Raw genomic sequence first — 25,338 nt, 5'->3', positions numbered from 1 at the left:
GAAAACAAAATCATGACTACACATTTAGAAGGATATTTAATTGGCGCGGATTTAAGAGTAGGAATTGTCGTTGGACGTTTTAATGAATTTATTACGAGTAAACTATTAGGTGGAGCTGAAGATGCTCTTAAAAGACATGGTGTTGATGATGCCAATGTGACTATTGCTTGGGTACCTGGAGCGTTTGAAATTCCACTTGTAGCTAAACAAATGGCCGCGTCTAAAAAATATGATGCCGTAATTACACTTGGTACAGTTATTCGTGGATCTACTCCTCACTTTGACTTTGTGTGTAACGAAGCTGCTAAAGGTGTTGCAAATGCAGGGTATCAACATGATGTTCCCGTTATCTTTGGCGTATTGACAACTGATACGATTGAACAAGCAATTGAACGTGCAGGAACAAAAGCTGGCAATAAAGGCTGGGAATCTGCAACTGCCGCAATTGAAATGGCTAACTTAATGAAAAAATTCGCTTAATTTATTACCCTGAAGCACTATGCTTCAGGGTTTTTTCCATTTTAAGGATTGGAAGTGATTTAGTATTGAAAACGTTATACTTCGTTCGACATTGTTCTTCGACCGGACAGATTTCTGAAGCTTCATTAACTGAACTTGGACACCAACAGGCACAGGAGTTAGCTTCTTTCTTCAAAGATATTCAAATTGACCACATCATCTCGAGTCCTTTTATTCGAGCTCAGGATTCAATAAGTCCAACTGCACACGAAAAAAACCTTTCGCTCATTATCGATAACCGGTTAGCAGAAAGAATATTGAGCACGTCCGATTTACCAGACTGGCTTGAGCTTCTTGAAAAAACCTTTACAGATTTCAACTTGAAATTTATTGGTGGAGAGTCTAGTCGCGAAGCTACTGACCGTGCTATTGAAGTTGTAAAAGAAGCATCGGGCAATTGTATATTTGTTACACACGGTAATTTATTAAGTCTTATTTTAAAACATTTTGACAGTTCAATTGGGTTTATAGATTGGAAATCACTTAGTAATCCAGATATTTATCAAATCACGATTACCAATAACAAGAGCATAATTAAGCGTTTATGGACATAATGAAACTAGTCTTAGTTTTCTTTTGTGTTCTGGTCAAGTCACATGCAAATGAAATCTCAAATTATAAGTTAGACGTAGTGAATGTGTTAAAATAGCGAAAAGAAACTTAAAAAGAAGGCGAACCTTATGGAATATCAAGAAATGATTATCCAATTAACTGAATTAATTAACAACAAGCAGTTGATATCTGCAACAATAAGTCAACCTCGTGCTAATTCAGATGAAGTAAAACGTGTAAAAATCAAGCCGATTGAATTAAAAGGTATATACCATATTCAGTTTGAATATCAGTACGAACGCATATTAAAACACGAAAATCTTCAACTCGAATTGGCGAGTGAAAAGTTAAATCATTTGTTGAAGCAGTACAGACAAGTACAAGCTGAATTTCAAGAAGAGAAAGTACATATTCAACTATCAAAAAAATTCAAAGTGTTATGGAAATCAGATCTTGTGCAATCTCAAAAAGTGGTAAATCTTTCTCATAACCGAAAGAAAAACTATTTGTTGGACGAAGAAACAGCCTATCCCTTTTTAATTCGCTTAGGTGTTCAAACACCTGATGGCAAAGTTAAAAAGCAAAAGCATGATAAGTTTCGTCAAATTAACCGCTTTGTTGAGTTTATTGATGATGCACTCGACTATCTTCCGAAGGACCGGCCCGTTCGAATTTTAGATTTTGGTTCTGGTAAGTCATATTTAACTTTCGCGCTCTATCATTATTTACACATTGAAAAAGGTTTAGATATTCGTGTCACTGGGCTCGATTTGAAAAAAGAAGTTATTGAAGAGTGTCAACAAATCGCTATTGATTTGAAGTATGAACATCTTGAATTTTTAGTTGGGGATATTAATGACTACAACGAAGAAACGTCTGTTGATATGGTCGTAACGCTTCACGCATGTGATGTTGCCACGGATATGGCACTTGCTCGCGCTGTAAAATGGGGAGCGAAAGTAATTTTAAGTGTCCCTTGTTGTCAACATGAGTTAAATACCCAACTTAATAGCCCCACACTGGATTTAATGTTACAGCATGGCCTTGTCAAAGAACGCTTCGCTGCACTTGCAACCGATTCAATAAGAGCCGAACTATTAAAACTCGTTGGGTATGAAGCACAGTTACTCGAATTTATTGACATGGAACATACACCGAAAAATATTTTGATTCGAGCATATTTCACAGGGAAAAAAACCACTTCAGAAGAACAAGTAAAATACCGTGCGTTTGTAGATTTCTTACAAGTCAAACCTTTCTTAGAGAATGAACTAAAAGACTATCTATGATTTCTATTTGATACATGGGTCAAAAAAAAGACAATCCTCTATATCAGAGGATTGTCTTTTTTTAAATCCAGCTCTTGGCTTTACTACCTTACTAAAAACTCACTTATTCTTTCAATGATACGTCTAAGAACACATATCCCTCATTCTCACGCACTTCTCCAAATGCCACAGGGACGCGAGATGAGAAGATTGGGCCATCAACCACTACTGTATGAAATTCACCATTTTCTCCACAAGAATCGATTCCGAGTTCTTCTAATTCATCCATCAATTCGCGGGTGAAAGTTCGTCCAATGTATTCACGAGACATCATTCCTGTATTGATTACGACAATCACCGCTTCAAAACCGACTTCTAATAGCTCTTCTAATATCGCACGACGAGGCTCTTGCCAAAGTGGATGGATCGGTACAATATTCGATTTTTTACAAGTTTTTTGCACCCATTCAAGATGTCCTTGTAAATCAATGTCACCAAATACTCCATGTGTAATTTCATCTGCTCGACATTCATCCATGGCATCAATAAACTTCATTTCGTAGTCGCTCCAACCCGCTCCGCGGATCATTAAAGGAATACCTATACGCTCTGCTTGTGCGAGTACTACTGAAAATGGCAAGGCGTGTGACTTAGACACTTCTTCATCTTCTTGAAACATTGTGAGCAATCGTTTTGGCTTCATACCTGATTGCACCGCGCGATAAAATGCCATTGCTGAATCTTTTCCACCACTCCATGAAGCAACAAAAGGTTTATTTTCCATTGTCAAACTCCTAACTCTGAGCCATCTCGTATTTCAATAGCGTTTTTTGAATTCTTTAATATAGCACGTACTTGTTTTTTATATATGGTTTCGTATTGATAGGTCCACTTAAACATTCGACTATACATTTTCCATGTAGGTGTATAACTCGCATGTTCAATGCCTCTTTTTTGTTGTAAAAACCTTCGTGAAATCCTGTAAATACGTACAGGTAAACTTGGATGCAAAAAGAAAATTTGATCTGCTTCTTCAAATGTCTTTAACGACCAGCCCAAATGGGCACCTTCGATAATCCACGATGGTTCACTTAATATCGCTTGTAATTTTGCATCTCGTAGTTCCTCTGAATTTCGACAATCACCTATTGTACTTCTCGACCATACCACATCATCTAATGAATACATGGAGATTCCTTTTTGTAGAGCAAGTTTCCGTGCAAGTGTGGTTTTTCCACTTCCCACTGACCCTACAATACGTATTTTAGTTGCCATGTGCCCAAGCAATTCGATTATCCACTGTACGTACCATACGTATCATAAACGTTTGGTAGCCAAGCTTTGGCCAAAAGTACGATGCTAAATGGTTAGGCGTATGCCAGTCTGCTAGAGAATAGTCGTATCCCAACTCTTGTAACTGGGCGTGACTCGCATCAGCAAGTGCTTTCCCTACTCCACGACCTCGGTATTGTGGATTTGTAGATGCAGCTGGAAGCTCCACAGTCCTTTCAGGTGTATACATATTGACTGAAGAATCAGCTTCATAATAGACATGGAAGCCTACTGGAATACTGTCTTGTTCACCGATCATCACAATAGCCTCGGCATCTTTAGCTAGTGCTGCATATCCACTTTTCACATCTTCTAATGATTCTTTAGTAATTGGATTCCAAGAAGGGGCAGAGGCTTGATGAATACTATTCCAGCGCGACATACGCTTAAGAATCTCGGTATCGCTATCTGCTAACCTACGAATACGTAAAGCACTTTTTTCTGCCTCTTTTGCTTTTGGTTCATAGTTTTGAATATCGAGAATTGCATATTTTTGTTCGAACCGAAATCCTTGTTCTAACCATTCATATACATGTCGATCATAACCAATTGGGACGTATACAATATGTTGGAAATAACCACCAGCTATCCATTCAGCACCAGCTTCAGCATACAATAGACGTACTAGCCTCGGATGTGCATCTTCTGCAATCGCTAAACCTAAATAATCGATGATAATATGTCGACCTTTTTTTGCATCTTCTTTAAACTCATACAACATATATCCAATTACTTCGTCATTACGAAGTGCCACTATACCATTAACGAAAGGTTTTTCACCTTCTTTTCTTAGAAGGATTTCTGTTTCTGATGAGTCTTCAAAACGAGATGGTAAGAATGAATAGCGACTACGTTCCACTTGATGTCTTTTCGCTAAAAGAATTGCCATAGCCGGTAAGTATTGCTGGTCAAACCCAACAAATTGAATCATTTGAAGTCCCCCTCAAGTTTGTAATGTCTTACTTTTTTCGCATTCCATTAGTTCCCTTTCTATCCACAGAGCTAGTTGCTATACTTATTACATTCGAAAGGGGATAAACCATGGAGTTAAAACGAGTTGCTTATGGCGTTATTATGGCCGCTACACTAATTTTTGTTCGCTTTATTGATATTTATGTTTATGATATGTCTACTTTTGTATCTATGATTATCATCATTTTAATAATGGTCGTAAGTTACAAAGTGGTTGACCGTTCTACATTTTTCGACCGACTAATTTCAAGGAATACATATTACGTGATGAATACACTCATCATTGCTTTACTAATCTTCGTTTATTATGCTATCGAATCGTAAAGCTGTGCAGATCATTCTTTTCTCTTGTACGGGTTTTGTACTTTTATGATGGACGCTCGTTACTGTTGAATAGACTTCTTCATAAATGTTTTCGATAACTTCATGAAGCTCATTTATTGGGCTCATTAAATCACTTGAAAATACAAATGATGTTATCTACAAGATTCGACATAATAATCAAGTTTCCTTTATTTTATGCATAATACTATAGCTTTATTGTTCCGATTTTAGAAAGCCCATAACTTATTTATAGGTAGTATGTTCAAATTTAAAAAAGGGCTGTCCCAAAAGTCATTTAAAATGACTTTTATTCTCAGCCCCCTTTTCATATTAAAAATTATTTGTATGTAATTCAAGTTGAATTACGCACTTTCAATATTGACAATATTTCTGGCAGCGTATCAATTTCTTTGTCTGCAAGTATATCTTTATATTGCCCATTCCTTTTCCAAATTGTCATTAAACCTACTTTTCTGGCAGCTTCTATATCGTTTATTGGGTGATCTCCCACGTAACAAGCTTCACTAGCCTTCACATTCAAACGCTCCAACCCACGTTCAAAAATAGCGGCATCTGGTTTTGACAGTCCTTGCGATTCTGAAATCAATACAACATCGAAGAATGATTCGATTGAAAGAGCCTCAATACTCGCTTGTTGACCGGCGTGGCGACCATTTGAAATAAGCCCGAGCAGAAAATTTTGACGCTTTAAAAGAGTAAGTGTTTCAATTAATCCTTCAAAAGGAACGCAAAATTTGTGAAAATGATTGATATAGTCTTCAAATAATAATTTTTCCATTTCTGCAGATAAATCGATGTCTTTTGCAATTTGTCTATAAACGATGTCTTTAGGGACATAGCCATTGGCATCTAATTCAACAACTCGTTTTACAAATTCCTCTTGTGTCAACGGAAGCTTAAACTTTTGGTGCTGTGCTTTACAAAAAACTAGTAAAGTTGCTTCTCGGTTAAGCAATGTTCCATCCAAATCAAATAATATTGCTTTCAACTATTATCACTCCTATTAAGAAAAGTGTAAAACTGCTTCTAGCTCGACATAAATACTCCAAGTATGAAGCTATTGCTAATTTAAAAATATACTTTTCAGTTTATAGAAAAAAAGACTTGGACAAATTCCGAGTCTTTATCTCCATTTATATTGTTGATCATGTAATAGATTCAAGAATGCATCTACCACTACAGGATTGAATTGCGTTCCTCTTCCTCTAACAATTTCTTGGATAGCTTCTTCAATCGAAAAGGCTTCACGGTAAATTCGATTTGTTGTCATTGCGTCGAATGAATCAACTACTGACACAATCGCAGCCTCTAATGAAATTTCTTCCTCTTTTAACCCATTAGGATATCCTTTTCCATCAAATCGCTCATGATGTTCTTCTACTATAAAAGCTGAATCACGTAACCATTCAACTTCATGTCCTCGCATCATTTGTGCCCCAATAGTGGAATGGGTTTTCATTATTTCCCACTCTTCAAAAGTAAGTTTTCCTTTTTTATTTAAAATTTCTATAGGAACTGCTAATTTTCCAATGTCATGGAAATAAGCACCCCATCGAAGCTTGGTTACGCTTTCAATTGGTTGTTCAAGTTTCTTCCATAGTTCAATAGAATAGTCTTTTATTCGTGAGCAATGATGATATGTGTAGCCATCAACCCGTTCAATGGCAGCTGCGTCTCGTTGAACAATTTCGGTATAATTAAAATTTGTTTCAAATACATCAACTGACATTTCCACAAAAATTTCAACTGCATGTTTGCTATAAAACGACAGCAACTTCGGGTAAATAGATGCATCTAACGTATCGCCTTCTCGAAGAAAGAATGTATTCCCTTCGTATTGCACTTCTATTTCACCTTGAACTATCGTATACAATTCTGTTATATGGTTACCTTCTTCTCCTGAATATCTCACCCAGAATGAACGTTGCGCCAATAACGAGAAAAGACTATACGCAATGGTTTCAGTTTCCCCAATATAAGTCGATACAGCATGACCAATATCTATACGGTCAAGCGCTTGATTTTCTTTAATATATTTGATTTGATCCATTGTTAGCTTCATAGGGGCCTCCATGTAACAAAACCAATTGTTATTATTTACTACAGTTCTTTTACTGTAACTTTTATTGTGTTATTTGTCACTTTAAATCGGGTTATTAGATAAAAAATTCAAATTAAATAGAAATTTCACTTTTGTACTAAAGCATAATAATTTAATAGGTGTAGGTATAGCTTTTTATATTTTTTGTTTATTCAATTCATTTTGTTTACCCCAGTTCGTACTTAGTTTTATTCCGGTTCAAATTGATTTATTCCGATTCAACATATTGTATTCTCGTTCACCCTATTTCTTTCAAAAAACCCCCAAAACACGAAGTGTAAGGGGCTAATTCGATTGATTTTCTCTACCCATTTGAAAGTGTAAGCTGCGTTATGGCCTAGGGTGGCTGAGTTTATTCTGTTCACTTTGTTGTATTCCTGTTCAAACCATTTTTATACCACACACCCTATTTTCTACCAATCTTATCCCTTGATAAAAACTAATATTCTCTTCTTTAACTAGAAAAGCTCTCCAGTAACTGGAGAGCTTTTCAGATTACACTGATACGTGTTCTTCGGCTTTATCTTCTTTTTTCTTTTCCTGCATCTCATAAGATATGCGATCTAAACTTGGACGGATAGTTCCTTTACCTGAATAGTTTTCGATCATTTCTTTCAAATCAACACCTGATGAAGCCTTTAATGTTTCTTGTAGGGTAGACATTAAATTTGTTGCATATGATGTGATTTTATTGGCTCCTCCACCTTCGCCACTACCTGTATCGACCACTGTGATTTTGTCAATATTTGCTAACGGACTTGCAACCTGCTTGGCATATTCTGGCATCATATTTACAACCATGTCAAGAACAGCAGCTTGACCATATTGTTCAAAGGCTTCAGCAATTTTCCATTTCGCTTCTGCTTCAGCAAGACCTTTAAGTCGAATGATATCTGCTTCTGCTTCACCTTGTGCACGCTCAGAGTCGGCTTTCGCTAATCCGTCAAGACGTACTTTATCGGCTTCAGCTTTCGCTCTTGCTTCGATTCTATATTTTTCTCCATCAGCCTCAGCCATTTCACGCGATTTCTCAGCTGCTGCCTTTTGCTCAATTGCGTAACGATCAGCATCAGCTTTCTTTTTAACCTCAGAGTCGTACTGTTTTTCACGACGCAAAATTTCTTTCTCTTCAAGTTCAATTTGCTTTTGACGCTCAATAATTTTTATTTGCATTTCTTGTTCCATTACCTCTTGTTTTGAGCGTGCAGTTTGAAGTTCGTATGCTTGGTCAGCGCGAGCCTTGGCAACATCTTGTTCAAGGCGATATTCCGCCACCTTTAACAAATTCTCTTTTTCTGCTAAAGCAATTTCTGTTGCACGTTCAATTTCATATTGCTGTGCCTCTTTTGCAGCTTCTGCACGTTTAATACGAGTTTCTTTATCAGCATCAGCTGTTGCAATGTCAGCGTCCCGTTTGACTTGTGCAATACGAGGTTTACCAAGTGAATCTAAATATCCGTTTTTATCTCGAACATCTTTGATCGTAAATGACACAATGATAAGTCCCATTTTCGCTAAATCTTGCGAAGCGACACGTTGAACTTCTTGTGAGAATTTATCACGGTTTTTATATATTTCTTCAACTGTCATTGAACCTAATATAGATCTTAAGTGACCCTCAAGTACTTCTTTCGCTTCATTTTCACGATCCTCTTTTGATTTCCCTAAAAATTGCTCAGCAGCAGTTGCGATTTCAGAGATGGATCCACCAATTTTTATAATGGCTGTACCATCTGCCATTACAGGTACACCTTGTTCTGTATACACTTCAGGCGTCATTACTTCTAATTTACTTGATAATAAGCTAAGTGGTTTTGCTTGTTGGAAAACTGGTAAAACAAATGTACCACCACCACGAATAATTTTTATTTTATTACCTGAATCATCTGTATGAACGGTTTTTGACCCTAAATAACTACCTGTAACTATCAATGCTTCATCTGGACCAACTGTTTTGTATTTCGTTACGTATACCGCAATAATTGCAATTAATAGAAATACTACTACCCCAATAACTACACCAATACCTAAATCCACACTCAATTCCCCCATTCTTTTTTCATGAAATCAAAAGCTTCGTATTCTCGAACGAGAAACGTACCTTCTTTTACATCAATCACTAATACTTCTTTGCCATAGTCGATTTCTTCGTTATCGAATCCAATTGCCCGTTTATTGATTAATCCGTTCACGGTTTCGATAACAATTTCGCCATAACCATCAATGGGAATTGGTGTAATTACCTTCCCCACTTGACCAGCTAAAGACTCGTCAGTATATGCCATTGATACCTCTGCTGATGACATCGGAAGTAAGATAAAAAAGTATAATAAAATATCTAAAATCACCCCGACTACAACACTGACAATTAAAATAAACCAACTGTTCCAAAATGTCGAAACTTCGAGCACATAGCCAGTTGCTGAAACTAACGTCCCGAATGCCATAATGACGGAAGGATTAAAAAAAGGAATACCTTCATCTATCCCTTCTATTACATCTCCGAAAAATACATACAGAATTGTCGCGGCTCCCATAATGAGTAATGCATATAAGTAGATTTGTTCAATCGCCATACCAGACACTCCCATTTCAGCAATTCTTTAGTGATACCTATATTTACGATTTCATTTGATAAAAGTTTCATTTTTCAAAAAATTTATTTATTCCAAAAAAAGCTACCATACTCTTATTGTGAGTGTGGTAGCTTTTAATCTTTTATAAGTAGCCCTAGTGATTTTGCGAATCCCATCGCTTGTTCTGGTGAGACCGTACATCCTGACAATTTTTCTACACTCACCGTTAGTTGTTCATATGTACATGTGCTTAAATCAATATTCTCTAAACTCGTTTCTGTAAAGTTGGAACCATCTAATTCACATTCATGGAATTCCACTTTTTCAAATATACATTCAAAAAAATCGGCTTTATTAAACGTAGTTTGCTGAAACTTCACTCGTTTCATTTTACTAAAACTAAATGCAGCATAGTTTGCCACACAATTCTTCATTACAACATGTCCAAATCGACTTTGTGTGCACTGTATTCCTACAAGTTTAGACTGGTAAAACTCCACTCGATGAAACACAGATTCTCCAAAATCAACATTGGACAAGTCACAGCGTTCAAACTTGCAATCGATAAATTCCACTTGATCAAAACGAACTCCATCAAAAACCACGTCACGGAAATGTACTTGATCAAAACTTATTTTGTTCTCTGGTAATTCTAAAACGTTCCAATACGACACAATTCCCCGGGAAATAAATCTCTCTTCCTCTACGTCAATTATAGTCGAAACATCTAATTCTTCGAGTAGTGACGGGATTTTCGGCTTATCTATTTTCAAACTTGTACACCTCTTATAGGTTACTATTAATCTTTTCATCCTACTCTAAAATGTGTAATAAAACCTTAATTTCTATAAAAATTAATTTTCTCATGACATTAATCGTTCTTATTTTCACTTAATTTTTTCTATCCTATCTGCACTAGCTTGTCCTGGAAACGATTGATCGATTTGACTATATGCGACACGAACAGAGTCAAACTCTTTTACAATTTTCAATTGATCCATTGACAGTGTAAACCATATTGCCTCATCGATTTCTTTGAGCATTTCTTGTTCTGTTTGCCCATCTAAATCTGTTGCATCCTTACCACTTATTACTAACACACGTGTATCATCTATTTTGGCAACTGTGCCTTCTATTGACATTGAAGAACCAAATTGTGTTGGGTTATTTTGAAAAAATATCGTAATTGATACTACGACAGCTGCTATAGCAATGAGCGATAAGAGTACGACTAAAATTACGGCTTTTTTGCCTTTCATACTTCTCATTCCTCCTGTTTTGTGTTGGCTAGTGTATATATACGTCCTTTTCGCTCTCCTATTGCTACGAGTTGGTTCTTCGTAACCATATCACGAACTATTTGAGTTACGCGAGATGGAGAAACACCTAATATTTTTTGTAAGTCTACATTTTTCGCATGTTTATGCTCAAGTAAATAGGAGAGTATAGCATCCTCATGTGTTATTTCTTTATGAGTTGATGTTCGCTGGTTATTATTACTTACTTTTTCGACTTGTTCTTTTCTAGGAAGCCTGACGCTTATGCTATCTTTCTGAACAGAAATTTTTGGTTTCTCATCACCTTCACTATAACTATCTATAATTTGACGTATTCCGTCACCACGCCCATCAGTTAAACCAAGGTCAACAAACAGTGCATGTAAAAGTGGATTTCTGCGGACAATTCGTGCTCCTTTTTTTATTGACTCCATTGATAAACCTTCTATTAAAGTTCCAGGTGATGATATTTCCATACGATTGGCAAAAATAATAACAGATACATCACCTTCGATAGAGTAGTCTCGATGAACAAACGCATTAACAACACTCTGTTGAACGAGCTCTCTAGGATATAAAGATTGGACTGTCTGTAACATCGTCATAATTCTACTGACTTGAGTTACAATTGATCCAGAAAAATCACTCACTTGTTGGCAAAATGAAGTAGACCTGTCTCCACTGTATTGCAATAATACTGAGCGTGTATGAGAAGAATCAGCTAACCATGAACCTAATCTTGTTAGAACAAATTCACCATTATTCCATCTAATAATATTGTAAGAAGATAGAACATCTTCTAAATTTTTTTGCATATTTTTAAATCTATCTGTTGTGGTATTCGCATTCTGAATAATATCAATCAGACCTGAAAAATCTTTTGTACGGAAAGTAGTGTTGGTTAGTGCATTTTCCGATTCGTCTAAATAACGTAAGCGCAGAAAACCATGAACTTCATCTGCTGTTTTTAACAATTGTTTTTTTGAGCCATATCGAACATAGAGGTCTCCAAATAACGTATCTCTTTGACGGTAGACGTGTTCAGTTGCTGTGACTCTCACCTCTAAAATAACTTTGCCATCTATATGTTCTTGAATGATCTCAACTAGAGGAAGAGGCTCTACCATTTTACTCAATTGGTCATACACTGCATTTTCCTCTGCTAACGGATTTTCTAATCCTAAAATGTTTTTTTCATCGCTCATTCCAATCTTTATGGTGCCACCTGTTCCATTTGCAAAAGCAATAACTTCTCTATACAGCTTGTTCGTTACTTTATCTTTATATTCAATAGTCAATCCGTTCACCACCTATCGATAATTGTTATTTCTAGTATATCGATAAAAGTTTAAATGCTCCAATATAAAAAAGAGCTAGTTAACTTCCCTAGCTCTCAAATGTGTAACATAAGCGAATCATATCGCGACATAGCAATCCATTTTCATAAATCAGTTCATCATAGCTTCGGGTAAAATAATCGAAATCGACACCCACAATACGAAATCCGCATTGTTGATACAGCTTTAATTGATGAATACTTGAATTGCCTGTCCCTATTTCTAGTTGTGCATATCCTCTTTTAGAAGCCTCTTCAATTGCATGAGAAATTAATTGTTTTCCTAGTCCTTTTCCTTGAAAATCTTCATGGACAGCGACATTCATGATTTCTACTACAACTTTTAGCGTTTCTTTAAGCACATATACAGCGATAGCTTCGCCTGACTCTTCACCTACATAGATCGTGCTACTTTTTATATATCCTTCTACAATTATACGACAAGGATCAGCAAGTTCTAATAACTCCCATGGAGGAGTTTCACCAGGGTTTAATTTACGAATTAACATCATTATTTTGAAGAAAGTTCGAAGCCTTCACTTAATAAGTACTCTTCAGCTTCACCAAATGACTCATGGCTTTCTTCCAAATTGTGTGAGTGATAAATATTCCAAAGAGTGTCTTCATGAACAAGTTTCAATTCTTGTCCTTCAGCATTCATCCACACTTGCTCTTCTACAACTTCTTCTTCAAACTGTTCTTCTTCAGACAAGATGCCAATTGAATCTGCAATCATCTCACGTAACTCAACTTCCGTCGCTTCACGAATGTTAGTCATTCCTTTATTGTCTGATTCGTATTTTTTCAAATCTCCAACAAATACAAAACCATTACCGTTAGGGTGTAGGTGATAAATGACTATTTTTTTATCATATAAACTACCTTCAAAGTGATAGTTCACACGCTTTAACGAAACATCTTTTTTCGTTAGTTCAGGAAATGATTCAATAATTACTTGTTTTTGTTCAAATGTTAACATAATAATCCTCTTTTCATAATGGTTCTTTGGCTAATTATAGCACATGAACACGGTAAATTTTGTTGACACTATAAAACAATAACAGCTATAATCACAGTCATATATGAAAGTGAATTTTGAAAAAATAGTGAAATTATTTATGACTTCTGAAAGTATTATTTTGTGAATATTTCAGTCATATTATTCATTTCATCGATATTTACCTAAGATTTTTCTCTATCAATTATATTAAGGAGGTGTCCATTTGTGATAAAAACAATTATTTTCGATTTAGATGATACATTATTGTGGGATAAAAAAAGTGTAGAAGTTGCATTTCAGGAAACTTGCCAATTTGCCGCAAAAAAACTTCAAATTGACCCTGCCCTTTTAGAAGAAGCTGTTAGGTTTGAAGCAAGCGAACTCTATGCCTCTTATGAGACCTTTCCATTTACTAAAATGATTGGTATTAATCCATTTGAAGGATTATGGGGTACATTTGATGATGTAGGTGAACAGTTTCAGAAAATGAAAGAAATTGTTCCTGGATATCGCATAGAAGCATGGACCAGAGGATTACGTAGAATGGATATTGACGATCCAGAACTTGGAAAACAATTAGCTGAGTATTTTCCTAAAGCTCGGAAAGCTAACCCGTTCATATACAAAGAAACATTCCAAGTGCTTGAACGTCTTAAAGATTATTACCAGCTTGTACTCTTAACCAATGGTTCTCCTACATTGCAAAAGACCAAACTTGAAATAACATCAGAAATTGCGCCTTACTTTACGCATATTATTATTTCAGGCGCATTCGGTAGAGGAAAACCTGATCCTTCCATTTTCGAATTTGCTCTCTCTCAAAGTAACTTACAAGCAGATGAAGCCATTATGGTTGGAGATAACTTAATGACTGATATTTTAGGAGCCTCTCGAGCAGGTATCCGCTCGGTATGGATAAATAGAGAACTCAAACAGCCGGATAAAGAGGTAAAACCTACATACGAAATCACTAACTTGGAAGAGCTATTTTCGATTTTAGAAAACTTATAGTCTAAGTCTTTAAAAGGGTAATAAAAAAGTATGGAAAAATCAATAATGATTTTTCCATACTTTTTTGTTATTTGTTTATTTTCAACCTTCTATAAATCAATCGCAGTGACATCATCAATGTCCTCTAACTCTTTCAATCGTGCAATTTCATTCGGCTCGATGTGTTTATCAATTGTTAACATCATAATCGCATCTCCACCAAGCGCTGATCGTCCTACTTGCATCGTGGCAATATTGATGTTTTCTTTTGCCAACAATGTACCTACACGGCCAATTGCACCCGGTTGGTCAGTATGTTTAATAAATACAATATGTCCTTCAGGAATAACATCTACAAGATAGTTATCTACTTTAACAATACGCGCTCCTAAGCCATTTAAAAGAGTACCCGCGACTTTTCTAGTACCGGTCTCTGTTTTCACTTCGACAGTTAATAAATTCGTGAATCCTTTTGAAGCAGATGATTTGTGTTCGTTGACCTGAATCCCAATACGATCTGCAAAGAATTTCGCATTCACTTCATTCACATGATCACCAAGATTACGTTTCAAAATTCCTTTTAACGTGTTGCGAGTCAATGGGCTCACTTGAAAATCTGCTAAATCACCAGAATAATAAATATTAACTTCTTCAATTACTTCGTTTGTTAATCCAATAACAAACGCGCCTAATTTCTCAGATAAATCAAAGTATGGCTCAATTTTTTTCATAATTTCTTTTGAGACAGATGGAAGATTGACCGGATTTCGAACCAGTCCACCATTTAGGAAATTAACGACATCTTGACTTACGTCTACCGCAACACTTTCCTGTGCTTCAATTGTACTTGCCCCTAAATGTGGTGTCGCTATTACTTCAGGAAGAGTAAGGAGCTTATGATTGACAGCTGGTTCTTGTTCAAAAACGTCTAAAGCTGCCCCAGCCACTTTCTTAGAAACGATGGCATCATACAATGCCTCCTCATCAATAATGCCTCCTCTAGCACAGTTGATAATTTGAACACCGTCTTTCATTATTTTAAATGCTTCTGCATTAATTAAATGCTTTGTTTCTTTCATTAGAGGCGTGTGAACTGTAATAAAGTCTGCTTTTCGCAGTACATCTTCTACAGAACCAAAGTCAATGCCCATCTTCAGAGCTTTTTCAGCCGTTAAAAAAGGATCATAGGCAATTACATTCATTCGTTGCCCTTGCGCTCTAGCAGCTACCTCCGCACCAATTCGACCAAGACCTATGACACCAAGAGTTTTGTTTTTTAGTTCAACTCCTACGTACGTCTTACGATCCCATTTATTGTTTTTCAAGGCATGAAATGCTTGTGGTATTTTTCTTGCAAGTGACATCAGCATAGCCATCGTATGTTCAGCAGCAGAGTTGGTGTTCCCATCAGGTGCATTGACGACAATGATTCCTTGTTCCGTAGCTGCATTTAAATCGATGTTATCTACACCTACTCCTGCACGACCTATGATTTTCAACTTAGTTGCTTTGGCAATAATATCAGACGTAACTTGGGTTTGGCTTCGAACGAGCAAAGCATCAAAATCATTAATACGATTTGCCAATTCCTCTGGTGACCAGTCCGTTTCGATGACAATATTCATTCCCTCCGCCTGTCTTAGCGGATAGATTCCTTCTTCACTTAACGGATCACTGATTAATATATTAAAAGCCATTTAGACTAACACTCCTTGATTCAAGTAAATTTTTTGAGCTGCAGCTGTTCCCGTGCCTAATACAATCTCTTTTCCAATTAACTGTAATCCAATTTCCACCGTACTAATAATTTGAAGAACATCAGCTGGTGAACAGTAACCCATATGTCCGATTCGAACTATTTTGCCCGCTAAATGTTGCTGGCCTCCTGCAATAGATAGTCCAAATTCTTTTTTCAATACTTTCCGAAGTTCTTCCGCATCAAAATCATTCGGTTTTACAGCTGTGACTGTAGGAGAAGCATGCTCATCACTTGTCAATAAAGGGATTCCCATTGCATGAAAAGCCGCGCGTGTCATCTGCATCATCAATGTATGCCTTTTGTAAACTTGTTCTAGTCCTTCTTCGTCTATTAAGTTTAAAACTTGTTCCAGCCCAAATAGTAAAGATAATGCAGGTGTAAAAGGTGTTGTATCTTTTATTAAGTTATCACGATATTTTTTTAAGTCCAAGTAAAAACGAGGTTGGTCATTTTGCTCAATTACCTTCCACGCTCGTTCACTGGCAGCTACAAAAGTTAATCCTGCAGGTAGCATGAATGCTTTTTGAGAGCCCGTTACCATGACATCAATTCCCCACTCATCCATCTGAGTATCTACACCACCAACGCACGAAACCCCGTCTACAACAATCAAAGCGTCACTTACTTGTCGAACAGCTTCACTTAATTCTTTAATTGGATTCAAAATTCCGGTCGAAGTTTCACAATATGTAGAGAAAATAGCTTTTATTTGTGGGTGTTCTTGTAAGTAAGATTTAATTGCGGCAGGGTTTAACGCTTTGCCCCATTCAACATCAATTCTTTGATAGTTAATCTGGTATGCTCCACAAATTTTTGCGAAACGGTCCCCAAAAGCCCCTGTAACAATAACTAATACCTCATCACCTGGCTTAACTACGTTTACTACAGCAGCTTCTAAACCAGCTGTCCCGCTTCCTGTAATGATGGCTACTTCTTGTGAAGTCCCAAAGATCGCCTTCAATTTGGGTCCTATTTTTCTTAGCATATCAGACGTATTTTGTCCTCGGTGCCCAATCATAGGTTGAGTCATAGCACGTTGAACACTTGGTGGTATCGGGCTTGGTCCTGGAATTCGTAGAATTTGTTGATCAGCTAACATAATCATTCTCCTCTCGTTTTTAAAACCAAAAAAACCTTCCTCCTCTTACTAGTGTAAGGGGCGAAAAGTTTGTAACTTACGCGGTACCACCCTTTTTTGCTACCCTTTTTAACAGAGTGTAGCCTCATTGGTTAACATGCTTAACGTGCATGAAGCGAATGAGCTTACAAATAAGGATTCAACTCATCTATTCAAAAGTGCTACATTATGTAGAAATCGCTGATTCTCACCAACCATCAGCTCTCTAAAGATTTCAAACCCATAAGGCGTATCTTCATCAACATATTTTAATAAGTATGGAATTTCATTAAGAATAACAAAATTCAGATAATTGTCAACACGCATTTCTCCTATTTAATCAATGTAACCGTTTACTTTAAAAATAAATATTTATAATTAATTTATTGTCTATTTATACCAACAAAAGATGTTCACTAATCTGAGCATCTTTTGTTGGTGATATTATAACAATCCTATCCATTTCCAATAAGTTGCACTAAATAACAAAATGAGTAAATAACCAGCAATCGTTAAGGGTACACCGGATTTCAAGAAATCTTTGACGGTAAAAGCACCTGTCCCATATGCCAACATATTTTGAGGAGCACTTACTGGTAATAAGAAACCAAAACTAATGACAAATTGTTGAATTAACACAAAACCAATTTCATTCACATCAAGCGCAATGGTTGTTGTTAAAGCGATAAAGATCGGTATCAGAGCTGACGATAAACTGGTGGCACTAGCAAATCCTAAATGGATTAAAATATTAAATAGTGCTAACAAGGCAATGGTTGCCAAAATCGGCATCTCATCAAGTCCCATTGAACCAAATACTTTATCTGAAAGCCACTGTGCACCTTGTGTATCTAAAAGGATCGTTCCAAGCGAAATACCAACTGCAAAAACCAAAATTGTTCCCCAGGGAATTAGTTTTTCAACTGTTTTCCAATCAAATACCCCTATTTTGGGGGTTAATAAAAAGGCAATTGCAATAATGGTGACAGTTGTTGTATCAAATGGATGCAATTTTTCTTCTGTTGCCCAAAAGAATAGGAGAAGCACAGAAACTATTATTAAACGAAGTTCAGAAGATTTAAGCGGTCCTAGTTCTTTTAATTGGCCAACAACCAATTCTGTTCCGCCTTCTACCACTTTAGTTTCAGGTTTAATTATTTTCATCATAATGAAATACAAAATAACTGACATGATAATCGACCATGGCGCTGCGTACATAAACCAGGCACTCCAAGAAATGGTAACACCAAATTCTTTTTCGATAAATCCTAGAGCCACCATATTTTGAGCAGCACCCGTTTTAATTCCGACATTCCAAATTGATACAGACTGAACAGCTGTAATAACAAGCAAAGCACCCAATCGACTATTTGTTGGAAGTCCAAATGCAGCAACCATCCCAAGGAGAATTGGGACAACAGCACCAGCACGTGCGGTCGCACTAGGAACAAAAAATGCTAATACGATTGAAACTAAAATAGCACCAAACACAATACTTCCAGTTTTCGTTCCAACTCTCGACAAAATCCATAAAGCAAGTCGCTTGTGTAAATTAGTTGCTTGCATGGCAGTAGCTAAAAATAAAGCAGCAGCTACTAAAGCGACAGCCGGATTACTAAATCCACCTAAAGCCATTTTAAGTGCATTTTTTGTTCCCAGCATGATGGATGGATCATCGATACTCGGAGCAAGCCCTAAAAGTATAGCGATTAATCCAATTATCATGGCAGCACTGACGGGATAGGAGACTGCCTCCGTTACCCATAAAATAACGGCAAATGCTAAAATTGCTAATCCTCGCTGTCCTGCTACAGGCAAGGCCTCTGGATTTGGCAATAAAACAATAGTGATTAAGACGATGAATGCAAGAATAATCCAAAGAGGCTTACTATTTTTCTTTTCTTGTTTCCTTGGCATTGGTATTTCAGAAGTCATTACAACCAACCCTTTCCTACTATTTTTAAAAAATTTTCAAAATAAATTTAAAGACATTAAACAGATTTGGATACACATAATAAGAAAGAATCTACTGGCTATTACTTTTAGCTATTTTCTAACTAGAATTTGTGAATGTATTACCCTTCCATTATGTTCTTATTTCGTGTAAATATCGCAACATGATCTAAATATTTACGAACTAGTAACTATATTATTCTTAATTTGTACATTATTAAGCCTTTCTTTTTATGCTTTTGTTAAGAATGGTCAGAAGTATTTTCATACAGTCAAATAAATGGAAAAAACCTTCTAAAGAGTTCTTAGAAAGTTTTCTTTTTTCTATTTAATTGTTTTCGATTCTATTAACCTTATGTATTTTTTAACAGTAACTTCCCGTAAGTTGTCTCTACTCAAAATTATTTCCAGCTTGGTTTTCCAATAATTCTTTTAAGAATTCAACATCTTCTGGATAGCTCATTTTCAATTGATCTAATTCCTCAACAGACTTCCAAGCTATATCTAAAATGAATTCATCAGGATCCTGCACGATTAAATCCCCACTTACTACTTTCACTTGAAAATACTGCAACTCATATGTAATTTTATATTCCTCGTTGGTCCCATTCTTATCTTTAAGTTTTGATACGACCTTCACTTTCAAGCCTGTCTCTTCCCGAAATTCACGAACACAGCATTGTTCAAACGTCTCATTGTCTTCAAGTCCACCTGAAGGAACAGTCCATTTTGGCTCTTCATCATGGGCTGCTTGCAATACCACTAATACTTGGTTGTCTTCATTGATGCACACACCCGAGGCACCTTTCCACTTAAACATCGATGTTCCTCCTTACTCAACTTAATGTTCGTAAATCATCTTATGTGTCATTCCACCATCCACAACTAAATCAATGCCTGTGACAAAATCGTTTTGGGGATCCGTTAAATACAGGCATGCTTTAGCAACATCTGAAGGTTTGCCTACTCGCCCCGATAAATGTTGTACGTGATCAATATCTCGAAGTTCACTATAATCACCGGTTTCAATCCAACCTGGTGATATAGAATTGACTGTAATGTGGTGTTCAGCCAGAGACGCTGCAAGTGCGTGAGTAATGGCTATAATCCCACCTTTGGTTGCAGCATATGCTTCAGAATTTGGTTCCGACATCGTTGCACGGGTAGAAGAAATATTCACGATAGCTCCACCACTATCCTGCTTGCGCATGTGTAAAGCTACTTCACGAGAACACAAGAAAACACTTCTTAAATTAGTATTTATCAGGTCGTCCCATTCTGTTATTGATAACTCGAACAAAGGCTTAAAATCACTCTTCCCTGCATTATTAATTAAAATATCGATGCGCCCGAATTTAGCAATTGTTTGCCCCATTAAACGTTTAACATCTTCTTCTTTTCGAACATCCGTTTTTATAAAAACACTACGCACAAGTTGATCACTAACTTCTGTTCCTAATTCCTCATTCATATCAGCAATGATTACTTGTGCTCCTTTTGCCACATAAGCTTCCGCAATTCCCCGCCCAATACCTTGCGAAGCACCTGTAACGATAACGACCTGTGCTTGATTCATAGTAATCCACCTTTCAATTTATATTAACGTGTCCACCATTCGTTAACTAATACAATCCCAACGACCACCACAACAACAAGAATATAAAACCATTCCGGTATTCCACTAAAACTAAACACCTTACCACATCCACTCTTTTCCGATGATATTTATGTAATAATAATAATAATAACATGTAAACATGTATGAACAACGATTAAGGAGGTTGAACAATGACACACATACATAGTGACTTACAACGCTTTAATCCCGTCACAGTAATTGGTGCCGGGACAATTGGACTTTCATGGGCAACTTTGTTTTTAGCTCATGGATTAACTGTGCGATTATTTGATCCAAGAACTGATTTGCAAGAAGTAGTTGATCAACATTTCAAGTCCATTGGTTCCACTTTATCACTACTTGGACTTCCAGAAAATGGCTTTGAGTTGCGTTTATCAATAGGCGATGACTTACAACAAGCTATAACTGGTGCAGCGGTTATTCAAGAAAACGGGCCAGAAAAATTAGAACTGAAACAACAATTGTTTACTGACATTGAAAGCTACATTAATCCACATACATTGTTACTGTCATCTTCATCGACAATTCCAGCAAGTGATATTTCAGCATCTATGAAAGATAAGAGTCGTATGCTAATTGGGCATCCGTTTAATCCACCACTTGTGATGCCACTGGTCGAAGTGGTGCCGGGCAAGTTCACTTCTAATGAAGCTGTTGAAGATGCACTGCTCTTTTATAAAGCACTTGGAAAAGCACCACAGCTCATACGAAAAGAAGTGTTCGGCTTTGTAGCAAACCGTTTGCAGTTTGCAATGTTGCGTGAAGCTATGTATTTAGTGGATGAAGGCGTTGTTAAAATGGAAGATGTCGATGAAATCGTGAAAGATTCGATCGGCTTACGCTGGGCAGCCTCTGGACCAATGCTCGGCATGCATTTAGGCGGTGGTCATGGCGGTATGGAAGCATTTATGCGTCACTTAGGATCAACGATGGAAAAAAGCTGGGCGGCACAAGGTAATCTTATGATGAATGAAGAGGTCATCTCCCGTTTAGCAACAAAATCTCGAGAATCCTATAATCACAAGACGATTGATGAGCATGCTCAAATACGTGATCAAAAACAAATGGCCATATTAAAAGTACGTGATTAAGAAAAGTGGGAGGGCAACATTTCACTTAAAAAAGCATAGAAGCGTTTACTAGTTCGACTCCTATAGTGCTCTAGTATGTACTTTGACAAAAAATTATATTTTTATAATTAATTACAAAAAATGGCTGTCTCATTAATCTGAGACAGCCATTTTCTTAGTCCAATTCAGTTATCGATAACTCTTTTACAGGTAGAAATAACTCCTCCGTATTTAAATACGTCACAGTTACTTTATCCCCCACTTCTAAGTAAACCACTAGCGGTGATATTTCGCTGGAGACCAAGTAATTGGTTCCATCATTTAGCAAGAATGACACGATTGTGAATTCACCGACACGCTCTTTGTACACACGTTCGACTGTACCACTAACCTTTTCTTCTTCTGCATTCGAACTACCATCTACACTACTAACGCCTCGTTGTAATGCCGTTTTATATAACTTTAATGCTTCGTTTGGCGTGTTTGCAAAAGTAGATATTTCAGGATTTGCAGCTGAAACAATAAAATAGTTTTGCAAGAAGCCATTCGCATCTAGTACAGGTGTTAACCAACTTGCCTCCCCATAAAAATTATATAGAATTGGCATTTCTCCTGACCATTTTTTCTCAATAAATTTCTTTTCAATAATTTGTAATGCACCTTGTGAATCCATATAAGATTCTTCCATATTCCCTGTGAAATATGTGGCTTCTCCGGTTCGTGCATCCGTTAAAGAATACCCAAGCATGGAATCAACGCCTTCTTTTGGACTCGTGAAATCAGTGAAGTAGAACATTTCTCCTTTCTCGTTAAATACAGGGCTGACATTTGCTTCGGTTCCTTCATCAGAAGGCAATCTCACATCCTTCTTACTAAATTTACTGTTCAAGTATCCGTGTATATAGTTACCAAAGTAACTATTTTGTAAACTTACTGTTTCTGGTGAAACTGCTCCATCTATAAAGGCTGGCACTTCATCTAGAGCATATGCTTTGATGTCACCAGTTTGCGGCTCCACCACAGCTACTCCAGTTACTTCAAAACCGTTTCGAGCAGAAACAAATTCCCCGAATGTACGGATATAATGAGGTTTTCCTTCATCATCAATTTCAAGCTGCATGGCTCCATTGAAAATCGCTTCCGGCATTTCTAAACGTAGATGACGCGCGACATTCTTTTGAAAGAATGATGATGGTGTATAGGTCATTTCTTCTTTAATAAACTTCGGATTATCTGAAGAGTTAGTTGCATTCATTGTGAAATATCCTGGTGTCGTATCTCCATTAAACCACTTGAAAAATCCAGAGAATTCAACTGGTGCAATATAGACATATTCATCATTTACTTTTTGTATTTGCAAACTACCTAATTCGTAGTAACTCGTATTTGGAACTTGACCAAAAGCTTTTTTCATTTTATTTCGAGCAAATTTCGGCGGAACACTTGCTGGAGTTTCAGTTTCATCAAATGCTTCAATTTCAACTTCTTGTTTCATTTGTGCAGACTCAAATTTTTCATCTGCATTAAATAAAACAGCGCTTAACATATAGCCTCCAAAGACAATGGCTGCTAAGAATAGCACACCTTTCACACGTTGTTCTTTACCTTTTGTTGAAAAAGCGCCAATCCCGGTTACCAAAATCGCAAGTGGCCATAGTGCGGATGGATTTCGATCTATATTCGTTACATAATAAAGTGTAAAGACAATGATTGCTAACACAACCGCTGAGCCAATGATTCCCGCAACAATCCCTTTGCGTTTTTCTTTCGGCAATGTAAGTGGCATGATTAAAAGTGCTGAAACAATTGCCACTCCAATGCTATATAGTAAAGTTAATCCCATGTGAATTCCTCATTTCTTAGATGTTCTACTTCTTAATACGGATGACATCAACCAAAAGTTTCGATGAATCTATTAATTAACATAAAAGTGACTGTTAGCTTGTGAAACTACTGAACGACTCCCCCCAAGAACACATTCGGCGCTTCCGGACTTTTATATTGAACATACTGGATGCACACATAGGAATAATCCTCAGTGTACAGTTGTTTATTCCCGTTTAAAGTGATTTATTCCTGTTCACAATTGGTTTATTCTCGTTCAAACGCAGTTTATTCTTGTTTAATTTGATTTATTCCCGTTCGCACACGTTTTATTCCCTTTCACCCTATTTTTTCAAATTGTGATAAGTAAGAATTTCCTCCAATACAAACAATTAAAGAAGCTAATATTCACTCATATAAATAGTGATGATTAGCTTCTTTTTCTATTTATCCAATATTATGTGCTCAATTCCAATTAAAAAAAGTTATCAACAATGACAATCATTAACTTATACGTTACTCATTTTATTCGTATCGCACTCATCAAGACTGTATTTATATACCCGGTGCCATGTGGGACAAAATCTTTTAGTGTGGCATTTATTGCTATTAGGTCATCATTTTTTGAATGGATGCACTGTAACGAAATGTGTGCAACCTTCTTGTCGTATAATCTTGCAACTTCGGCTAACGGTGAAGAGAATATGCCGCTTACTTCTTCTTCCTGTAGATGAAAGGGGAGATGCTTATTTTCTGTAATGTATATAAATGTGTGCGCAAATTCATTATCCATAAACCCTTCTTGCAAAATACTATCTTTAATAATGCCGATGGATTGGAGTTCTTCCATGCTCATGTTGATGCCAAGTTCTTCTTTCACTTCACGAATTCCATCATTCACAGTTTCGTTGGCGAGTATGTGTCCTGCTGCCGTAATATCGAAAAGACCGGGAAAATCTTCTTTCACTTTGCTTCTTTGTTGAAAATAAAGATAAGGTACACCATTTTCAATATAGACAAACCAACAATGAAATGTCTCATGCCAAAGACCATGTTTATGAATAAATGACCTCGTATTTTTTCCAACCTTTTGATGTTTTTCATCAAAAATTGAGAGGTATTCTTGCTCCATATTTAATCACCACATTTTAATTAATTTATCCTGGTATATCGAATTGCTTTTTGCTCTGCTTATTTATTCATCTACCATTCCAGACTCATGTAAACTTCATCTACATATGTATCGCCAGTTTTCATTGCATGTTGCTCTATACCAAAAGCTATAAAACCAGCTTTTTCATATAATCGAATTGCTTGTATATTTGTTGATACGACAGTTAAATTAATTTTTTCCACATGTGGCAATTCTTTTGCATGATCAATTACTGCATGCAAAAGAGCCGATCCTATTTGTTTACCACGCACTCTAGGAGTTACGTATACAGCAAACAAATTCAATCGGTGACGAAGTTTAGGGGCTGCTTCTTCTGCAATTGTCATTATTCCAACTAAATCGTTATCGATAAATACACCAATTGTTGCAGCCTCTATGGCATCCAAATTACTTGCTACTCGTTTCAAAGGGTTTAATCTTGATATCGCATCTTCATAAGTAGTTGCAAAAGCTTCCGGATTTTGTTGTAATGCTTCAAGTCTCAAATTCCAATAGACTTCAGCATCTTCTCCTATTAGTTTACGAATCTTCATT

The 25,338-nt window shown here is 36.6% G+C and carries 26 protein-coding genes and 1 other annotated feature; of the genes, 6 read left to right on the top strand and 20 right to left on the bottom strand.

Going from position 1 to position 25,338, the window contains the following annotated elements; genetic code table 11:
• Window positions 1–12 precede the first annotated feature (12 nt).
• From ribH to E2636_RS01680, 3 genes are all read left to right on the top strand, one after another.
• On the top strand, window positions 13–480 hold the full coding sequence (gene ribH / locus E2636_RS01690) for a 6,7-dimethyl-8-ribityllumazine synthase (RefSeq protein WP_134208423.1): 468 nt from the start codon (window positions 13–15) through the stop codon (window positions 478–480).
• 65 nt (window positions 481–545) lie between these two features.
• A complete protein-coding gene (locus E2636_RS01685) occupies window positions 546–1,073 on the top strand; it encodes a histidine phosphatase family protein (RefSeq protein WP_134208421.1) in 528 nt (175 codons plus the stop codon).
• A gap of 126 nt (window positions 1,074–1,199) precedes the next feature.
• On the top strand, window positions 1,200–2,360 hold the full coding sequence (locus E2636_RS01680; RefSeq protein WP_134208418.1) for a class I SAM-dependent methyltransferase: 1,161 nt from the start codon (window positions 1,200–1,202) through the stop codon (window positions 2,358–2,360).
• 103 nt (window positions 2,361–2,463) lie between these two features.
• Here the strand turns inward: E2636_RS01680 and E2636_RS01675 are convergent, their stop codons facing one another.
• Genes E2636_RS01675 through E2636_RS01665 form a run of 3 tightly spaced genes read right to left on the bottom strand, consistent with a single transcriptional unit; the run spans window position 2,464 to window position 4,602 of the window.
• Entirely contained in the window at window positions 2,464–3,123 is a 660-nt protein-coding gene (locus tag E2636_RS01675) for a Dph6-related ATP pyrophosphatase (RefSeq protein ID WP_134208416.1), read from the bottom strand.
• A 2-nt stretch (window positions 3,124–3,125) separates the two neighbouring features.
• On the bottom strand, window positions 3,126–3,614 hold the full coding sequence (locus tag E2636_RS01670; protein ID WP_134208414.1) for a P-loop NTPase family protein: 489 nt from the start codon (window positions 3,612–3,614) through the stop codon (window positions 3,126–3,128).
• Window positions 3,604–4,602, bottom strand: a complete 999-nt coding sequence (locus tag E2636_RS01665) for a GNAT family N-acetyltransferase (RefSeq protein ID WP_134208412.1) — start codon at window positions 4,600–4,602, stop codon at window positions 3,604–3,606. Before E2636_RS01665 ends, E2636_RS01670 begins: the two co-directional genes overlap by 11 nt.
• Window positions 4,603–4,712: 110 nt before the next feature.
• Between E2636_RS01665 and E2636_RS01660 the strand changes: the two genes are divergently transcribed.
• Window positions 4,713–4,967: a hypothetical protein gene (locus E2636_RS01660; protein WP_134208410.1), complete on the top strand. Its 255-nt coding sequence runs from the start codon at window positions 4,713–4,715 to the stop codon at window positions 4,965–4,967.
• A 352-nt stretch (window positions 4,968–5,319) separates the two neighbouring features.
• Here E2636_RS01660 and E2636_RS01655 read toward each other — a convergent pair whose 3' ends face one another.
• The 9 genes from E2636_RS01655 to E2636_RS01615 all read right to left on the bottom strand — a co-directional run bounded on the left by E2636_RS01655 (window position 5,320) and on the right by E2636_RS01615 (window position 13,257).
• Window positions 5,320–5,976 carry an HAD family hydrolase gene (locus tag E2636_RS01655; protein ID WP_134208408.1) on the bottom strand — a complete coding sequence of 219 codons (657 nt, stop codon included), beginning with the start codon at window positions 5,974–5,976 and terminating at the stop codon, window positions 5,320–5,322.
• 135 nt (window positions 5,977–6,111) lie between these two features.
• Window positions 6,112–7,050: an HD-GYP domain-containing protein gene (locus tag E2636_RS01650; protein WP_134208406.1), complete on the bottom strand. Its 939-nt coding sequence runs from the start codon at window positions 7,048–7,050 to the stop codon at window positions 6,112–6,114.
• 534 nt (window positions 7,051–7,584) lie between these two features.
• Window positions 7,585–9,141, bottom strand: a complete 1,557-nt coding sequence (locus E2636_RS01645; RefSeq protein WP_134208404.1) for a flotillin lipid rafts scaffold protein FloT — start codon at window positions 9,139–9,141, stop codon at window positions 7,585–7,587.
• A complete protein-coding gene (locus tag E2636_RS01640; protein ID WP_134208402.1) occupies window positions 9,129–9,665 on the bottom strand; it encodes an NfeD family membrane protein in 537 nt (178 codons plus the stop codon). The genes E2636_RS01645 and E2636_RS01640 overlap by 13 nt, the downstream gene beginning before the upstream one ends.
• 134 nt (window positions 9,666–9,799) lie before the next feature.
• The gene (locus E2636_RS01635) at window positions 9,800–10,438 is read right to left on the bottom strand and encodes a pentapeptide repeat-containing protein (RefSeq protein ID WP_134208400.1); all 639 of its coding nucleotides are present in this window, start codon (window positions 10,436–10,438) and stop codon (window positions 9,800–9,802) included.
• Between the two features lie 114 nt (window positions 10,439–10,552).
• Window positions 10,553–10,924, bottom strand: coding sequence for a YobA family protein (locus E2636_RS01630; protein WP_134208398.1), 372 nt, complete (start codon window positions 10,922–10,924; stop codon window positions 10,553–10,555).
• A gap of 5 nt (window positions 10,925–10,929) precedes the next feature.
• Window positions 10,930–12,249: an RNA/DNA-binding domain-containing protein gene (locus tag E2636_RS01625; RefSeq protein ID WP_243840711.1), complete on the bottom strand. Its 1,320-nt coding sequence runs from the start codon at window positions 12,247–12,249 to the stop codon at window positions 10,930–10,932.
• A 79-nt stretch (window positions 12,250–12,328) separates the two neighbouring features.
• On the bottom strand, window positions 12,329–12,787 hold the full coding sequence (locus tag E2636_RS01620) for a GNAT family N-acetyltransferase (protein ID WP_134208393.1): 459 nt from the start codon (window positions 12,785–12,787) through the stop codon (window positions 12,329–12,331).
• A 2-nt stretch (window positions 12,788–12,789) separates the two neighbouring features.
• The gene (locus E2636_RS01615; protein WP_134208391.1) at window positions 12,790–13,257 is read right to left on the bottom strand and encodes a hypothetical protein; all 468 of its coding nucleotides are present in this window, start codon (window positions 13,255–13,257) and stop codon (window positions 12,790–12,792) included.
• Between the two features lie 246 nt (window positions 13,258–13,503).
• On the opposite strand from E2636_RS01615, the gene E2636_RS01610 reads away from it, so the two are divergent.
• Complete coding sequence (locus E2636_RS01610; RefSeq protein WP_134208389.1) at window positions 13,504–14,289, top strand: HAD family hydrolase; 786 nt, start codon at window positions 13,504–13,506, stop codon at window positions 14,287–14,289.
• Window positions 14,290–14,378: 89 nt separating this feature from the next.
• On the opposite strand, the gene serA is transcribed toward E2636_RS01610, so the two are convergent.
• From serA to E2636_RS01585, 5 genes are all read right to left on the bottom strand, one after another.
• Entirely contained in the window at window positions 14,379–15,965 is a 1,587-nt protein-coding gene (serA, locus tag E2636_RS01605; RefSeq protein ID WP_134208387.1) for a phosphoglycerate dehydrogenase, read from the bottom strand.
• Complete coding sequence (locus tag E2636_RS01600; RefSeq protein ID WP_134208385.1) at window positions 15,966–17,126, bottom strand: pyridoxal-phosphate-dependent aminotransferase family protein; 1,161 nt, start codon at window positions 17,124–17,126, stop codon at window positions 15,966–15,968.
• 53 nt (window positions 17,127–17,179) lie between these two features.
• Window positions 17,180–17,416 (bottom strand) — a binding site (T-box leader).
• Between the two features lie 172 nt (window positions 17,417–17,588).
• A complete protein-coding gene (locus E2636_RS01595; protein WP_243840710.1) occupies window positions 17,589–19,061 on the bottom strand; it encodes a DASS family sodium-coupled anion symporter in 1,473 nt (490 codons plus the stop codon).
• A gap of 427 nt (window positions 19,062–19,488) precedes the next feature.
• Window positions 19,489–19,917 carry an NUDIX hydrolase gene (locus E2636_RS01590; RefSeq protein ID WP_134208381.1) on the bottom strand — a complete coding sequence of 143 codons (429 nt, stop codon included), beginning with the start codon at window positions 19,915–19,917 and terminating at the stop codon, window positions 19,489–19,491.
• A 21-nt stretch (window positions 19,918–19,938) separates the two neighbouring features.
• Window positions 19,939–20,673 (bottom strand): SDR family NAD(P)-dependent oxidoreductase, encoded by a 735-nt coding sequence (locus tag E2636_RS01585; RefSeq protein ID WP_134208379.1) that lies wholly within the window; start codon window positions 20,671–20,673, stop codon window positions 19,939–19,941.
• A gap of 212 nt (window positions 20,674–20,885) precedes the next feature.
• On the opposite strand from E2636_RS01585, the gene E2636_RS01580 reads away from it, so the two are divergent.
• Window positions 20,886–21,827 (top strand): 3-hydroxyacyl-CoA dehydrogenase NAD-binding domain-containing protein, encoded by a 942-nt coding sequence (locus tag E2636_RS01580; RefSeq protein WP_134208377.1) that lies wholly within the window; start codon window positions 20,886–20,888, stop codon window positions 21,825–21,827.
• Between the two features lie 154 nt (window positions 21,828–21,981).
• On the opposite strand, the gene E2636_RS01575 is transcribed toward E2636_RS01580, so the two are convergent.
• From E2636_RS01575 to E2636_RS01565, 3 genes are all read right to left on the bottom strand, one after another.
• Complete coding sequence (locus E2636_RS01575; RefSeq protein WP_134208375.1) at window positions 21,982–23,649, bottom strand: hypothetical protein; 1,668 nt, start codon at window positions 23,647–23,649, stop codon at window positions 21,982–21,984.
• A 501-nt stretch (window positions 23,650–24,150) separates the two neighbouring features.
• Window positions 24,151–24,762 carry an NUDIX hydrolase gene (locus E2636_RS01570; RefSeq protein ID WP_134208373.1) on the bottom strand — a complete coding sequence of 204 codons (612 nt, stop codon included), beginning with the start codon at window positions 24,760–24,762 and terminating at the stop codon, window positions 24,151–24,153.
• 71 nt (window positions 24,763–24,833) lie between these two features.
• Window positions 24,834–25,337, bottom strand: coding sequence for a GNAT family N-acetyltransferase (locus E2636_RS01565; protein WP_134208371.1), 504 nt, complete (start codon window positions 25,335–25,337; stop codon window positions 24,834–24,836).
• Between the last annotated feature and the right edge of the window lies 1 nt (window position 25,338).

Origin of the sequence: Paenisporosarcina antarctica, from assembly GCF_004367585.1 — a bacterium.
Classification (GTDB): domain Bacteria; phylum Bacillota; class Bacilli; order Bacillales_A; family Planococcaceae; genus Paenisporosarcina; species Paenisporosarcina antarctica.
This window is presented reverse-complemented; position numbering and strand designations above follow the sequence as displayed.

What these genes read in the sequence shown, in the direction of transcription:
- ribH (WP_134208423.1), top strand. Translation starts at nt 13, where the DNA reads ATGACTACACATTTAGAAGGATATTTAATTGGCGCGGATTTAAGAGTA.
- E2636_RS01680 (WP_134208418.1), top strand. Translation starts at nt 1,200, where the DNA reads ATGGAATATCAAGAAATGATTATCCAATTAACTGAATTAATTAACAAC.
- E2636_RS01675 (WP_134208416.1), bottom strand. Translation starts at nt 3,123, where the DNA reads ATGGAAAATAAACCTTTTGTTGCTTCATGGAGTGGTGGAAAAGATTCA.
- E2636_RS01670 (WP_134208414.1), bottom strand. Translation starts at nt 3,614, where the DNA reads ATGGCAACTAAAATACGTATTGTAGGGTCAGTGGGAAGTGGAAAAACC.
- E2636_RS01665 (WP_134208412.1), bottom strand. Translation starts at nt 4,602, where the DNA reads ATGATTCAATTTGTTGGGTTTGACCAGCAATACTTACCGGCTATGGCA.
- E2636_RS01660 (WP_134208410.1), top strand. Translation starts at nt 4,713, where the DNA reads ATGGAGTTAAAACGAGTTGCTTATGGCGTTATTATGGCCGCTACACTA.
- E2636_RS01650 (WP_134208406.1), bottom strand. Translation starts at nt 7,050, where the DNA reads ATGAAGCTAACAATGGATCAAATCAAATATATTAAAGAAAATCAAGCG.
- E2636_RS01645 (WP_134208404.1), bottom strand. Translation starts at nt 9,141, where the DNA reads ATGGGGGAATTGAGTGTGGATTTAGGTATTGGTGTAGTTATTGGGGTA.
- E2636_RS01640 (WP_134208402.1), bottom strand. Translation starts at nt 9,665, where the DNA reads ATGGCGATTGAACAAATCTACTTATATGCATTACTCATTATGGGAGCC.
- E2636_RS01630 (WP_134208398.1), bottom strand. Translation starts at nt 10,924, where the DNA reads ATGAAAGGCAAAAAAGCCGTAATTTTAGTCGTACTCTTATCGCTCATT.
- E2636_RS01620 (WP_134208393.1), bottom strand. Translation starts at nt 12,787, where the DNA reads ATGTTAATTCGTAAATTAAACCCTGGTGAAACTCCTCCATGGGAGTTA.
- E2636_RS01615 (WP_134208391.1), bottom strand. Translation starts at nt 13,257, where the DNA reads ATGTTAACATTTGAACAAAAACAAGTAATTATTGAATCATTTCCTGAA.
- serA (WP_134208387.1), bottom strand. Translation starts at nt 15,965, where the DNA reads ATGGCTTTTAATATATTAATCAGTGATCCGTTAAGTGAAGAAGGAATC.
- E2636_RS01600 (WP_134208385.1), bottom strand. Translation starts at nt 17,126, where the DNA reads ATGTTAGCTGATCAACAAATTCTACGAATTCCAGGACCAAGCCCGATA.
- E2636_RS01595 (WP_243840710.1), bottom strand. Translation starts at nt 19,061, where the DNA reads ATGCCAAGGAAACAAGAAAAGAAAAATAGTAAGCCTCTTTGGATTATT.
- E2636_RS01590 (WP_134208381.1), bottom strand. Translation starts at nt 19,917, where the DNA reads ATGTTTAAGTGGAAAGGTGCCTCGGGTGTGTGCATCAATGAAGACAAC.
- E2636_RS01585 (WP_134208379.1), bottom strand. Translation starts at nt 20,673, where the DNA reads ATGAATCAAGCACAGGTCGTTATCGTTACAGGTGCTTCGCAAGGTATT.
- E2636_RS01580 (WP_134208377.1), top strand. Translation starts at nt 20,886, where the DNA reads ATGACACACATACATAGTGACTTACAACGCTTTAATCCCGTCACAGTA.
- E2636_RS01575 (WP_134208375.1), bottom strand. Translation starts at nt 23,649, where the DNA reads ATGGGATTAACTTTACTATATAGCATTGGAGTGGCAATTGTTTCAGCA.
- E2636_RS01570 (WP_134208373.1), bottom strand. Translation starts at nt 24,762, where the DNA reads ATGGAGCAAGAATACCTCTCAATTTTTGATGAAAAACATCAAAAGGTT.
- E2636_RS01565 (WP_134208371.1), bottom strand. Translation starts at nt 25,337, where the DNA reads ATGAAGATTCGTAAACTAATAGGAGAAGATGCTGAAGTCTATTGGAAT.